Source organism: Streptomyces sp. ATexAB-D23 (assembly GCF_000373645.1).
Classification (GTDB): domain Bacteria; phylum Actinomycetota; class Actinomycetes; order Streptomycetales; family Streptomycetaceae; genus Streptomyces; species Streptomyces castrisilvae.
This window is the reverse complement of the sequence record NZ_KB892035.1, coordinates 286,640-299,700: the sequence shown is the minus strand read 5'-3', so window position 1 is coordinate 299,700 and position 13,061 is coordinate 286,640. Positions and strand designations below refer to the sequence as shown.

At 73.3% G+C, this 13,061-nt stretch carries 12 protein-coding genes and 1 pseudogene; 4 read left to right on the top strand and 9 right to left on the bottom strand.

From position 1 onward, the window contains the following. Nucleotides 1–25: 25 nt before the first annotated feature. The 3 genes and pseudogenes from B082_RS40430 to B082_RS0126485 all read left to right on the top strand — a co-directional run bounded on the left by B082_RS40430 (nucleotide 26) and on the right by B082_RS0126485 (nucleotide 1,761). Nucleotides 26–854, top strand: a pseudogene (locus B082_RS40430) (ATP-binding cassette domain-containing protein). Next, complete coding sequence (locus tag B082_RS40060; RefSeq protein WP_026250227.1) at nucleotides 851–1,522, top strand: hypothetical protein; 672 nt, start codon at nucleotides 851–853, stop codon at nucleotides 1,520–1,522. Before B082_RS40430 ends, B082_RS40060 begins: the two are co-directional and overlap by 4 nt. A 14-nt stretch (nucleotides 1,523–1,536) precedes the next feature. Beyond that, nucleotides 1,537–1,761, top strand: a complete 225-nt coding sequence (locus B082_RS0126485) for a hypothetical protein (RefSeq protein WP_018554823.1) — start codon at nucleotides 1,537–1,539, stop codon at nucleotides 1,759–1,761. A gap of 6 nt (nucleotides 1,762–1,767) precedes the next feature. On the opposite strand, the gene B082_RS36715 is transcribed toward B082_RS0126485, so the two are convergent. The 9 genes from B082_RS36715 to zapE form a co-directional block, all read right to left on the bottom strand. Continuing rightward, complete coding sequence (locus tag B082_RS36715; RefSeq protein ID WP_237526210.1) at nucleotides 1,768–2,658, bottom strand: polysaccharide deacetylase family protein; 891 nt, start codon at nucleotides 2,656–2,658, stop codon at nucleotides 1,768–1,770. A 99-nt stretch (nucleotides 2,659–2,757) separates the two neighbouring features. Continuing rightward, complete coding sequence (locus B082_RS0126475) at nucleotides 2,758–4,134, bottom strand: alkaline phosphatase PhoX (protein ID WP_018554821.1); 1,377 nt, start codon at nucleotides 4,132–4,134, stop codon at nucleotides 2,758–2,760. 104 nt (nucleotides 4,135–4,238) lie between these two features. Beyond that, nucleotides 4,239–5,789: a sensor histidine kinase gene (locus tag B082_RS0126470; RefSeq protein WP_018554820.1), complete on the bottom strand. Its 1,551-nt coding sequence runs from the start codon at nucleotides 5,787–5,789 to the stop codon at nucleotides 4,239–4,241. Beyond that, nucleotides 5,786–6,505, bottom strand: a complete 720-nt coding sequence (locus B082_RS0126465; protein ID WP_018554819.1) for a response regulator transcription factor — start codon at nucleotides 6,503–6,505, stop codon at nucleotides 5,786–5,788. The genes B082_RS0126470 and B082_RS0126465 overlap by 4 nt, the downstream gene beginning before the upstream one ends. A gap of 396 nt (nucleotides 6,506–6,901) precedes the next feature. Further along, a complete protein-coding gene (locus B082_RS0126460; protein ID WP_026250225.1) occupies nucleotides 6,902–8,779 on the bottom strand; it encodes a CotH kinase family protein in 1,878 nt (625 codons plus the stop codon). After that, the gene (locus tag B082_RS0126455; RefSeq protein WP_018554817.1) at nucleotides 8,776–9,453 is read right to left on the bottom strand and encodes a DUF4956 domain-containing protein; all 678 of its coding nucleotides are present in this window, start codon (nucleotides 9,451–9,453) and stop codon (nucleotides 8,776–8,778) included. Before B082_RS0126455 ends, B082_RS0126460 begins: the two co-directional genes overlap by 4 nt. Beyond that, nucleotides 9,450–10,361: a VTC domain-containing protein gene (locus B082_RS0126450; protein ID WP_078622657.1), complete on the bottom strand. Its 912-nt coding sequence runs from the start codon at nucleotides 10,359–10,361 to the stop codon at nucleotides 9,450–9,452. The genes B082_RS0126455 and B082_RS0126450 overlap by 4 nt, the downstream gene beginning before the upstream one ends. Before the next feature lie 197 nt (nucleotides 10,362–10,558). Beyond that, nucleotides 10,559–10,984, bottom strand: coding sequence for an OsmC family protein (locus tag B082_RS0126445; RefSeq protein ID WP_018554815.1), 426 nt, complete (start codon nucleotides 10,982–10,984; stop codon nucleotides 10,559–10,561). 92 nt (nucleotides 10,985–11,076) lie between these two features. After that, nucleotides 11,077–12,219: a cell division protein ZapE gene (gene zapE, locus B082_RS0126440; protein ID WP_037710909.1), complete on the bottom strand. Its 1,143-nt coding sequence runs from the start codon at nucleotides 12,217–12,219 to the stop codon at nucleotides 11,077–11,079. A 36-nt stretch (nucleotides 12,220–12,255) separates the two neighbouring features. Between zapE and B082_RS0126435 the strand changes: the two genes are divergently transcribed. After that, nucleotides 12,256–13,020 (top strand): pyrimidine reductase family protein, encoded by a 765-nt coding sequence (locus tag B082_RS0126435; protein WP_026250223.1) that lies wholly within the window; start codon nucleotides 12,256–12,258, stop codon nucleotides 13,018–13,020. The last annotated feature ends 41 nt before the right edge of the window (nucleotides 13,021–13,061 follow it).

The window sequence follows — 13,061 nt, the reverse complement described above, 5'->3', positions numbered from 1 at the left end:
GCGCTACGGCCTCGCCGGGCCCTGGGTGCTGCGCGGGGTCGACCTCGACCTGCCCGCACGCGCCCTGGTCCGCGTCGAAGGGGCCAACGGCACCGGGAAGTCGACCCTGCTGCGGCTGCTGGCCGGGATCGACGCCCCGTCCGAGGGCCGGATCACCGGCCGCGGGCCGCGCACGGCGTACGTCCCCGAGCGGTTCTCCGCAGCCCTGCCCTTCACGGCCGCCGGCTACCTCGCCCACCTGGGCCGGATCCACGGGCTGCGGCCGGCGGACGCGGCGGCGAGGGCGAGCCACCGGCTGACCCGGTTCGGCGCCGCCGCGCACGCCGGGACCCCGCTCGCCGAACTCTCCAAGGGCACCAGCCAGAAGGTCGCCGTCGCCCAGGCGCTGCTCGCCGAGCCGGAGCTGCTGGTGCTGGACGAGGCGTGGACCGGCCTGGACACCGAGGCGCGCGGCGAACTGGACCTGGCCGTCGCCGAACGCGTCGCCGCCGGGGCCACCGTCGTGTACGTCGACCACGACCCGCACCGCCTGGCGGGCGCGGTCGACGCCGCGTACCGCGTCGAGGGGCAGGCCCTGGTCCCCGCGCCGCTCGACGCCCCCGACGCGGCCCCCCGGCCCCCGGGTCCTGATCGAGGCGACGTGCGCGCCGGGCACCCCGCTCCCGGCCCGGCTGCCCGGCGCTCCGGAGGGCACGGCCGCTCCGGACGGCACGGCGCGGCTCACGGTCCCGGCCGCGCACTCCGACGCCCTGCTGTGCGCGCTGCTCACGGCCCGCCCGCCGTGGCACATCAGCCAGGTGACGGCGGCCGGTGCTCGGGCCGGCCGCCCGGCCTCCCGGGACGGGGCGCCATGACCGCGCTCATCCGCTACCAGGCCGACCTGCTCGTACGGTCGCAGCGCTGGACGGCCCCGGTGCTGCTGTACGCGGCCTTCCTCGCCGTCGGTGTGCGCGCGGGGCAGCCCGTGCTGGACTCGCTCGGCTACACCGCCGCCGGGCTGCTGCCGGTCACCGCGTGGCTCGTGCGGGTGTGCGCCGGCCAGGAGCCGCCCGCCGCCCGCACGGTCGTCGCGGCCGCGGCCGGCGGGCAGCCACGGGCGCATCTGGCCGCCCTGCTCACCGCGCTGGGGTGCGCCGGGCTGCTGGGCACGGCCGCCACGGCGGTCGTGCTGGTGATCAGTGACCCGGCAGGTACCGACCACACGGTCCGGGTACCGCTGCCGGCGGCCGGCCTCGCCGGACTGCTCGCCACCGCCTGCTGTGTGCTGCTGGGCGCGGGGGTCGGCGCCCTGTGCACCCGGCCGCTGCTGCACGGCCGGGGCTGGTCGATGGCGGCGACCGTGCTCGCCTCGCTGCTGGCGCTGGTGACCACCGGATCGCCCGCGAAGTACGCGGTGACGGGCCTGGTCACCGGTTCGCTCACGGGCACGGTCCATGTGCCGGTGCTCCCGCTGCTCGGAGCCGCGGCCGTCGCGGCCGCCGCGCTCGCGCTCGCCTGCCGGCTCACTGCGGTGCGCGGCTGAGTAGGCTCGTGGGTATGAGTGAGGACAGGGACGAGCGCGTGGACGAGCGGCCGGACCCGGAGTCCGGGTCCTCCTGCGGGACGGCCCCGGACAGGGCCCCGGAGCGGGCCGAGGGGCCGCCTTACGCCGAGTGCGTGCTGTGCCGGAAACCGACCGAGTACGCCGAGTCGGTCAGGGGGATCACGCTGTGCCCGGTGTGCGAGTGGCAGGAGGCCCAGCGCACGGCCTGCTCGGGCTGAGGCGGTTCAGCCGGCCATCAGCTCGGACACCTTGACGAAGCGGTAGCCCCGCTTCCGCAGCTCCGGCACGACCTGGCGGACCGCCTCGGCGGTGACCGGCGCCGCGCTGCGGGTGCAGTGCATGACGACGAGCGAACCGGACCGCACCCCGTCCAGCACCTGTTCGGCCACGGCGTCCGCGTCCGTCGCGAAGGCGTCGCCGCTGACGACGTCCCACTGGACGGCGGTCACCTTCTCCGGCCCGAGTGCCCGCAGCGTGTCGTCGTCGTAGCAGCCGCCGGGGAAGCGGAAGTACGGCACCACATTGTGGGCGCCGGCCTCGCGGATCGCCCCGAAGGCCCGCCGCACCTCGTCGCGCACGGCGTCCTTCTCCACGGTCGGCAGCCCGTAGCAGGGCGTCGTGAACGCGTAGTGGCTGTAGGAGTGGTTGCCGATCTCGAAGAGGGGGTCGGTGCCGATGGAGCGGGCCTGGTCCGGGTACTCCTCGGCCCACCGCCCGGTCATGAAGACCGTCGCCGGCACCTTCAGCCGGCGCAGCAGAGCGATCAGTTCCGGATTGTCGAAGTGCTCACCGGCCGCCGCGCGCGGACCCTCGTCGGCTGTCATGTCGGCGTCGAAGCTGAGCGCGACGACCTTCGCCGCGCGCTGCGGCCCGCGCTCGAAGACGGGGGTCCGCCCGCCGGGCCCGGGTGCCAGGACGGCGGGCTTCTCCGGGGCGGCCGGGGGAGCGGGGGAGTCGGCGGAGCGGTCCGGGGCGTGGGCGGCGGTACCGGAGGCCGAGGGCGGGCCGGAGGCGGGGGCCGGGCCGGGCACGGGGTGGCCGCAGCCGACGAGCCCCCCGCCGAGCACCGCTCCCAGCACACCCAAAGTTGTCACTCTGCGTGCGAAAGGTGTCATTTCCGGAAAATAACCGATCAACCTACTCGTTGACCGACGCCGGGCGGCACCCGGGCCGGGCCGCCGTCCCAGTGGGCCAAGGGGACGGCGCCCGGCTTGTCAGCGCCAGGGGCCCGTCACAGCGAACGTGGTGCCCGGGGTGTAGACGTTCACGTACATCGTCCCGTAGTCCGGCGCGAACGTGACACCCGCGAACTCGCCCCACTCCGGGGCCTCGGCCGTGCCGATGTTCTGCCGGCCGCGCGCCATCGCGTACACCTCGCCGCGCCGGGTCAGGCCGAACACGTGCTGGGCCCCGCCGCCGTCCTCGCACACCATCAGGCCGCCGTCGGGGGCCAGGGTGATGTTGTCGGGGGACTCGCCGGGCAACTGGAGGTCGGTGTCCGGGCCGAAGACGACGACCAGGGTCAGCCGGCGCCCGGCGGGGTCGTAGCGCCAGACCTGTCCGTAGTGGTCCGCCGCCGAACCCTCCTCGCGGTACGCGAAGCTGGAGACGAAGTAGACGCAGGAGCCGCCCCAGTAGCAGCCCTCCAGCTTCTGGCCGTGGGTGATGCCCTTCGGGCCGAAGTCCTGGAAGCGGATGGGGGTTTCGGCGGCCTGCGGGTCCGGTACGGGAACCCACTCGATGCCCTCGAACACCGTCCCGGTCTCCTGGACCGCCGAGAGGTCCGGGACCCCCGGCACCCGCATGGCCTCCAGCCGGCCGCCCGCCCGCAGCGAACCCGTGCCGCCCAGCGGCTTCTTCGGCAGGAAGCGGTAGAAGAGCCCGAACGGCTTCTCGAACGCGTCCTCCGTCTCGTAGACCGTCCCGTCGCGCGGATCGACCGCGATGGCCTCGTGCTGGAAGCGGCCCATCGCGGTCAGCGGCACGGCGCCGGTGCGGTGCGGGTCGGCGCCGTCCACCTCGAAGATGTAGCCGTGGTCCTTCGTATAGCCGTTGGTGCCGGCCCTGTCCTCGGTCTCCTCGCAGGTCAGCCAGGTGTTCCAGGGGGTCCGGCCGCCCGCGCAGTTCACCGCCGTACCGGCGATGGCGACCCGCTCGGACAGCACCCGGTTGTGGCCGTCGAGCTCCAGGGCCGTACAGCCGCCCTTGCCCATCGGGTCGTAGGTGAGCCCCTCGACCGTCGGTACGGGAATCTCGGCGTCCACCCGGTTCTCGTGGTTGCGCACCAGCCGGACGTGCCCGCCCCGGGCGGCGAACGCGGCCATGCCGTCGCAGTGGCTGGGGACCCGGCCCTCACCGGAGCGGAGCGGGTCGCCCTCCCGGGACAGCACCCGGTAGCGGAATCCCTTCGGCAGGTCGAGCAGGCCGTCCGGGTCCGGGACGAGCGGGCCGTAACCGCTGTGCCCGCGCGCGGCGGAACTTCCGGCGAAGAGTTCGGTGAACGCCCCGGTGAAGGCGACCGACACGGCGGCGGCTCCGCTCGCGGCCAGGACGGTGCGCCGGGTCGTGAGGGGGCGGGGTGAGACTGACATGGGCAACTCCCTGCTGGGGGACAGGACAGATGACATGGCGACGTCAGGTGAGGGTCTGCCCGTTCGAGCGCTCCGGTGAACGTCGGCCCTCCCGGCAGACGTTGTCACGGCAGGTCTCCGGGACCGGCGCCGACGCTCCGGGGCAGCAGCAGACGGAACGTGGAGCCGTAGCCCGGCCGGGTGTCGACTTCGAGCCGCCCGTCGTGCGCCTCGGCGATGGTGGAGGCGATCGACAGACCGAGACCCGACCCCGGCTCCGCGCCGTCCGGGCCGGCCGCGGGCCCCCGGTAGAACCGTTCGAACACCTGCTGCGCCGCGTCCGCCGCGAGCCCCGGCCCGTCGTCGGCGACCTCCACCACGCACGCCGGCACCCCGGCCGGCAGCGCGGCCGTCGCGCCGGCGCGGCCCGGCCTGTCGGTGCCCCCGGTGTCCGGGCCGGTGCGTACGGTGCCGACCCGGACCTCGACGCGGGTACCGGGCGGGGTGTGCCGGCAGGCGTTGGCCAGCAGGTTGCCGATCACCTGGGACAGCTGGTGCGCGTCCCCCAGCGCCTCCACCACATCGAGCGCGGGCTCCGCACCGCCCCCGCCTCCGCCGCCCAGCGGGGCGAGGCGCACCTCTCGCCCCGGATGCGCGACGACCGCCGCGCCGACCCCGTCGGCCGCCAGCGACAGCAGGTCCACGGTCTCGCGGTGCGCGACGGGCGCGTACCCCAGCTTGGCCAGCAGGAAGAGATCGTCGACGAGACGGCTCATCCGCTCCGCGTTCCGGGCGATCAGCTCGTGGGCCTCGCGCCGGCGCGCCGCGGGCAGGCGCGGCTGCTCCACGAGGAGTTCGGCGAAACCCTGGATCGAGGTGAGCGGGGTGCGCAGTTCGTGGCCCGCGTCCGCCATGAAGCGCCGCAGCCGCTGCTCGGACGCGTCCTTGCGGTGCAGGGCCGCCCGGACCTGGCCGAGCATCGTGTTGAAGGCGATGCCGAGCCGCCCGGTCTCGGTACGCGGATCGGTGTCGGCGACGGTCAGGGCCGACTCCCCGCCGGTGATGCGCAGGGCCGTGCGTTCCATCCGGGCCAGCGGGCGCAGCCCCAGCCGTACGGCGGCGCTGCCCAGCAGCCCGACACCCGCGGCCACGACCGCGCCGATCGCGAGGCTGAACCACAGCAGCTTGGACGTGGCCCCCTCGACGGTGTCGAGGGGGAGCGCGACGACGACCCGCCGCCCGTCCGGGCCGGTGTCCGCGATCACCCGCCAGCGCGAGCCCCCGTCGGCTGCGGGCACGGTCGTGGGACGCCCGCTCTCCAGCGTGAGGGCGGAGACGGTGGAGGGCAGCCGGGGCCGGCCGCTGCCGCTGCCCAGCGAGTCGGGACGGAGCCGGCCGTCCGAGGCGTAGAAGAAGACCCGGTAGTCGGACGGCAGGGCGTCCTCGCGGGGCTCGGGAGCGTCCGGCCGCCTGCCGTGCGCCGGGGCGTACGCGGCCGGGGGAGGCGGCCGGAAGCCGGTCAGGCGGTGGTCGATCTGGCCGGTCAGCCAGGACCGCATGACCGCGAGACCGGCGGCCTGCGAGACCAGCACGGCCACCGTGGCCAGCACGGTGGAGATCAGCACGAGCCGGGTCCGCACCGAGCGGGGCCGCAGCCGGCGCGCCCGCTGCCTCACGGCGCGTCCTCGCGCGGCAGCCGCAGGCAGTAGCCGACGCCGCGCACGGTGTGGATCAGCGGCCGCCCGGCGCGGTCGATCTTGCGGCGCAGGTTCTTGATGTACGTGTCGACGATCCGGGTGTCCCCGGCGAAGCCGTACTGCCACACGGCCAGCAGGATGTCCTGCTTCTCCAGCACCTTCTCCGGCTGGGACGCCAGGCACACCAGGAGCCGGAACTCGGTCGGCGACAGCTGTACGGGCGCGCCGGCCCGGTGCACGGTGTGCCGCTCGCGGTCGACGCTCAGGTCCGCGTACCGCAGCGGGGGCTGTTCGGCCGGCGGCCGGGGCGCGCCCCCGGTGCGGCGCAGGATGGCCCGGATGCGCAGCAGGATCTCCTGGATGTGGAACGGCTTGGTGACGTAGTCGTCGCCGCCCGAGCTGAGCCCGATGATGCGGTCCTCGATGTCCGTGCGGGCGGTCAGGAACAGCACCGGGGTGTAGTCGCCGCGGGACCGCAGCTCGCGCGTCACGGCGAACCCGTCCGTGTCCGGAAGCATCACGTCCAGCACGATCAGGTCCGGCCGGCCCCGCTCCACCTCGCCCGCCGCGTCGCCCCCGTTGGCCGCCGAGACGACGCTGTACCCGGCCGCGTTCAGGGCCGAGGTGAGCAGGGTACGGATGCCCGGGTCGTCCTCGACGACGAGAACGGTGTGCCGGGCCGGCCGGTCGCCCATCGGAAGGATCACCTCGCGGCGTTGCGGGAAGACGCACGCCGGGCTAGGGCCTGTCCGGCGGATCTTCGCGGGCCCGCGACGCCTGGCACGCACTCTCGCCGCACGCCCGAATCACCCGAGTACGTCCAGTACGAGGGCGATCCGGGCGCACGGCGAGGAGTGGGGTCTCCCCTGTTCGAGCGGAGCCGAGAACTCGGGGATGCACCAGACGCCGCGGGCTGATCCACGAAGATCCGCCGGACAGGCCCTTGGCGGCGCTGTGCGGTCGGAACGCACGCGATGCTAACGGCCGAACATGTGCGGGTTCACAGGAACGCCCCGGCCGGCCCGGGGCGTACGACGGCGCGCCCCGGGACAGGAGGGCACGCGAGGCCTCCTGCCGGGGCGCGACGCCGGTCAGCCGGTCACCTCCTTGTTCTTCGCCAGCGCCGCCGTCCGCTCGGTGACCGTGGTGCGCAGAGTGGAGACCATGCTCGCGGCCTCCTTCTCGGAGATACCGGCCCGGGTCGCCTGCTCCGCGAGGTCCTTGAGCGTCTTCGTGGCCTTGCCGGAGGCGTAGAACTTCTCGTACAGGTCCTTGTACGCCGCCTTGTAGACCGAGTCGAAGGCGTCGAGCTCCAGGAAGCGGGTCTTGAGCGCGTGGCCGGACATCATGCCGCCGCCGCGCCGGCCGCCGGCCGCGTCGTCGCCGTCACCGCCGGGTGCTCCCGGACCGCCCGCCATATCGGGCATGCCCTCGGGCGCCTCCCCGGCCTGACCGCCCTGGCCGGCCTGACCGCCCTGGCCGGCCTGACCGCCCTGGCCGGCCTGGCCGCCGCCCGGTCCTCCGGCACCGCCGCCGCCCATGCTCATCCGGTCGTCGGGCCCGGCGGTGGCGTCCCCGCTGAACGTGAGGTTGTAGTCCCAGCCCAGCACCGAGAACTTCTTGGCGTTCAGGTCGTACCCGAGCAGGTAGTTCTTCCCCGGGCCCGCCATGTCGTCGAAGTTCATCAGCAGGTTCTGCGCCGCGACGTAGTGGGCGAACGAGTCGACGTCCACGTACTTGTCCAGGTCGGCGGCGAACTCCTCGTCGGAGGCATTCTCCACCCACTTCGTCAGCTTCATCACGGGTTCGAGGTCCTGGCTGCCGACCTTGTTCAGCTGCCGGAAGGACGTCTCGTACTTCGAGGGGTCGTCCCCCTGGTAGTCGAACGTCCCGCCCGCCCTGGCCTTGTAGACCACGGACTCGCCCTCGACGGCCTCGGCGTACTCCGTGTCCGGGTTCTCGACCATCAGCCGCACGGCCGTCGGCCGGTTGTTGACCTTCAGGGTCGAGAGGCTGTACCGCTCGGCCGGCTCCCCGGTCCCGTCGATCAGCGAGAGCGCCAGCGCCTCGTTGAGCGGGACCTGGGAGTTGCTGCCCGGACGCAGCGAGATCTCCCGCTCGCCCTGGTAGGCGCGGCCCTCCACGTACTCGTCGATCTTGATGAGCCAGGGCAGCTCCTCGGGCTTGTCGGCGGACAGGTTGTACTGCGTCATCCCGCCACCCCCGCCCCGCCCACCGGCCGCGCCGCCACCGGCCGCGCCGCCACCGGCGGCGGCCCCGCCTCCGCCGGCCGTTTGACCACCGGCCGTTTGACCACCGGCCGTCGGGCCACCGGAAGGCTGACCACCAGCAGGCTGACCGCCACCGGCGGCGGCCCCGTCTCCGCCGGCCGCTTGACCGCCGGCCGTCGGGCCGCCGTCCGCCGGGGCGCCCGGCGGCTGTGCGCCGCCCGAGGCATCCCCGCCGGGCATCCGGCCGTCTCCCTGCCCGCCTCGCTGCCCAGCGCCGCCGCCCGGCATACCGCCCGCGCCGCCGGCCGGCATACCGCCGCCGCCCCGGTTGCTGCCCCGCAGGGACATCAGGGTCGAGTTGCCCTTGAGGCGGATGCCGACGTCCGTCAGGTAGACCCCGTCGATGGTGAGGTCCGCCGGGATCGAGTCCTTGGTCCCGTCCTTCTTGAACTCCTTCATCATCTTGTCGAAGTCGGTCTGCTTGTACTCCAGTTGCACGGAGTGCCGCACGGAGGTGTCGTACAGCCCGACCGGGCCGCCGACGTTCTCCGTGATCGTGTCGGCCTCCACCCGCGAGGAGGAGGTGACGTACGGGGAGATGCGGGCGTCGCCGAAGGCGTACAGCATCACCGCGAGCCCCGCGCACAGGGCGCCGGCGGGCTTCCAGTGGTGCCGCAGCCGTACGGGCACGCGGTCCCGCAGCCGTCGCCTCCGGGGCGTGCCGTCGACGGGGCTCACAGGTCGGTGGTGTCGTAACCGGTCAGGACCGTCACCCGCTGGCCGGAGGTGCGCTCCTGCAACGCCGTGACCAGGTCGCCGGGCTCCGTGCCCTTCTTCATGCGGACCGTGTAGAACACCTCGTTCAGCGCCCCGCCGCGGATCGTCTCCGTGCTCACCAGCTCGAACTCGGTCGTGTACTTGATCAGGACGTCACGGATGCCCGGGGTGTAGTCCTCGCCCGCCGGGACCTGGACCTTGACGACCTGGCGCTGGACGTTCAGGGCGAACCAGTCGAACTTGTGCATGATGACGACGACCACGCAGATCACGACCGCGCCGACCGCGGCCAGCGTGTAGAAGCGCGCACCGCAGGCCATGCCGATCGCCATGGCCAGGAAGATGAACCCGACGTCCCGGGTCTCCTTGACCGCGTTACGGAACCGGACCACGGACAACGCGCCGACCAGGGAGAACGCCCGTGCCAGGTTGGAGCCGACGACCAGCATGATCAGTGCGACGATCATGCCGACGATGACGAGGGTCTGCACGTAGGACTGGCTGTAGGACACGTTCCGGTGGGTGTACCGGTAGACGTAACCGATGATCGTGCTCAGGACGAAGGACAGCACCATCGCCGCGACGACGTCGGTGACGCTGAACGTCCCGCTGAGTTCCTGCAGATCGAAATTCACTGTGCTCCTGCTTTCACCGGCGACACCTGTGCCGGCAGCCGCGTGTCGAGAGGGGTGGCGGGCGGCGGGCAGGCCGCCTCGTCGAGATGGAAGACGGAGCGGGGTGCCAGCCCGAACGCCTCGATGGACTGGACGTACTTGGAGACCCGGATGAGGCTGAGGTTGCGGCGGGCCGCCAGGTCGGTGATCCAGTGCGGGGTGCGCTCGTTGACCTTGATCTCCATCACCGACATGTGCGGCGGGACGGTGAACCGGTTCTCCGGATTCGCCTGCCCGAAGTGGAAGTCGCGGTCGCGGCCCCGGATACGCCGGTCGAAGGTGACCCGCAGCCCGGTGTCCGACGCGCGCCCGACCAGCGCCTCGCGCTGGTACCCGGTCATCGCGGTGGGCCGGAGGTTGAACCGTACGACCAGGTCGAGCACCTCATGGATGAACGCGCGCTCGTTCGGCGCGTGCTCCACCGTCCGCCGCTCGTCGCAGAGCTGACGGGCCGTGCCGTAGGGCAGGGTGATGCGGCGCTTCTGGGTGACCCGGTTGACGCGCTGTTTGACCTCGACGCAGACCGGGGAGTCGTCCGTGACCCCGACCGGATCGCCGTAGTGCCTGATGCGCAGCTTGCGGCGGAACTTCAGGCCCTCGATCTTCTCCCAGTAGAACCGCAGTTCGGGGGAGTCGTAGTACAGGCTCCACACGCCGTAACCGCCGACCGGACTGTTCAGGTCGCGGTCCATCCGCTCCGCGAGTTCGTCGCGGAGGTCCGCGGCCAGGTCCACGGGGACCAGGTATTTGAGCTCGTATCTGTTGAAGGCGTGCAGCCTGCTCGCCACATGCAGCGGTGGGGGGTCCTCCGTGCCCGTGGGGCGCCCCTGGGCGGGCCCTCCGGGCGGAGCCGTGTCGGGTTGCGACACCGTGCGCCTCCTTCGTCGTCCGTGCCGGACCGGCCGGCCCGCGATACGCAACCAACGACGGATGAGGAAGCGATGAGAAACCCGGGTGTATTGCAGGAGGATTCAAGATGGCCGGAAGGTGAACACGGCCGGCCCGGGAACAGCCGTGTCCCCGGGCCGGCGCGCGGGGCGCCCGCCCGGGGACACGGGGGAGAGGATCAGGCGAGCGAGGCGCTCAGCGTGATCGTGGTGCCCGACAGGGCCTGGCTGACCGGGCAGTTCGCCTTCGCTTCCTCGGCCGCCTTGGCGAAGCCGGCCTCGTCGAGACCCGGCACCTTGCCCTCCACGGTGAGGTGGATGCCCGTGATGCCGGTGCCCGGCTGGAACGTGACCTCGGCCTTGGTGTCCAGCCGGGTCGGCGGGGTGCCGGCCGAGGCGAGACCGTTGGAGAGGGCCATCGAGAAGCAGCTGGAGTGGGCCGCGGCGATCAGCTCCTCCGGGCTGGTCTTCCCGTTCGCCTGCTCGGCGCGGGACGGCCAGGAGACCGGGTAGTCACCGATCCCGGAGGAGTCGAACGTGACGACGCCCTTGCCCTCAAGGAGGTTGCCTTCCCAGACCGTGTGCGCCTGACGCGTGGTAGCCATGCTGGTTCCCTTCAAACGGAATGCGCGGTGGTACGAAGAACGGCGGGGCACACCGTCGTGCCCGGCCGGTGGTACGTCCTACGCCCCCGAACCTACTGCTCCACCAGCCCCTTCGCGTCCCGCGCCAGCGCGGTCAGCCTGGAGATCGCCCGGAAGTACTTCTTCCGGTACCCGCCGTTCAGCATCTCCTCACTGAACAGCCGGTCGAACGGCAGCCCGGACGCGAGCACCGGCACCTCCCGGTCGTACAGCCGGTCGGCGAGCACCACCAGCCGCAGCGCGGTCGACTGGTCGGGCACCGGCCGCACCTCGGTCAGGCACACCGCCCGCAGCCCGTCCGTCAGCGCGCCGTACCGGCTCGGGTGGACCCGGGCCAGATGGTCGAGCAGCGCGGGGAAGTCGTCCAGGCTGGCGCCGTCGGTGGCGTACGCCGCCTTGGTGACCTGCTCGTCCGAGTAGGGCGGCGGGGCGTCGGGCAGACCGCGGTGGCGGTAGTCCTCGCCGTCGATGCGCAGGGGGCGGAAGTGCGCGGAGAGCCCCTGGATCTCCCGCAGGAAGTCGGCCGCCGCGAACCGGCCCTCGCCGAGCTTGCCGGGCAGCGTGTTGGAGGTCGCGGCGAGCGCCACCCCCGCCTCGACCAGTCGGCTCAGCAGCGAGGACACCAGCACGGTGTCGCCCGGGTCGTCCAGCTCGAACTCGTCGATGCACAGCAGCCGGTGCTCGCTCAGCGTCCGCACGGTCTGCTGGAAGCCGAGCGCGCCCACCAGGTTCGTCAGCTCCACGAACGTCCCGAACGCCTTCAGCGAGGGCGCGGCCGGCGTGGCGTGCCAGAGCGAGGCGAGCAGATGGGTCTTGCCGACGCCGTAACCGCCGTCGAGATACACCCCGCGCGGACCGGAGGCCCGGACCGCCGTCCTGCGCCCGAACAGCCCGCCCGCCGCCCGCCACCGCCCCTCACGGGACGCGTTTCGCGCTCTTGCGGATTTGCCGGACCCGGAGGCGTGCGCCCCGCCGAGCCCGGCGGCGAAGTCGCTCAGGACCCGGACCGCCTCGGTCTGGCTCGGCTGGTTCGGGTCGGGTACGTACGTATCGAAACGTACCGAGTCGAAGCGCGGCGGTGGCACCATCTCCGCGACCAGACGGTCGGCGGGGACGTGCGGCTCGCGGGCGCACAGGGACAGCGGGGCCGTTTCGGCTATGGGGCTTGACCCCGGCACGGCGTGGGAGGACGACACAACCGTCAAGCTTACGGCCGTGTCAGACTGCCGCACATGCGACGCCTGTTCCCTGTGACCGACCTGACAGCGGCCGACGCCCCGCGCGCGTGGAGCCTGGACGACCTCGCCGACGCCTACGCCTATCCCGGCACGGAGGGCCCCTGGCTGCGCGCCAACATGGTGTCGACCCTCGACGGGGCCGCCCAGCACGACGGCCGCTCCCAGCCGATCTCCTGCGAGAGCGACATGCGGATCTTCGGCACCCTGCGCGGTCTGGCCGACGTGGTGATCGCGGGCGCGGAGACCGTACGCCTGGAGGGGTACCGGCCGGCCCGCGCCCGGGAGGCCTTCGCGGCGCGGCGGGCGGCGGCCGGCCAGGGCCCCGCCCCGGCCGTCGCCGTGGTGAGCGGCAGCCTGGACCTGGACTTCTCGCTCCCGCTGTTCGTCTCCCCGCTCGTCCCGACGCTCGTGCTGACCGGTGCGGGCGCCCCGCCCGACCGGATCACGGCGGCCCGGAAGGCCGGCGCCGACGTGGTGATCGCGGGGGAGGGCTCGCGCGTCGACCCCGCCAGGACCGTGCGGGAGCTGGCCGACCGGGGGCTGCGCAGGCTGCTGACGGAGGGCGGGCCCCGGCTGCTCGGGCAGTTCGTGGCGGCGGGGGTGCTGGACGAGCTGTGCCTGACCGTCGCGCCCCTGCTCACGGCCGGTGACGCCCAGCGGATCGCGGGCGGGCCCGCCGTCACCGTGCCGAAACGATTCGCCTTGGCTTCCCTGCTGGAGGAGGACGGTTTCCTCTTCTCCCGGTACCGCCGGAGCTGACGCACGGCCGCCGCCCGAATGGCCGCCAGGGGCGGCGCGCG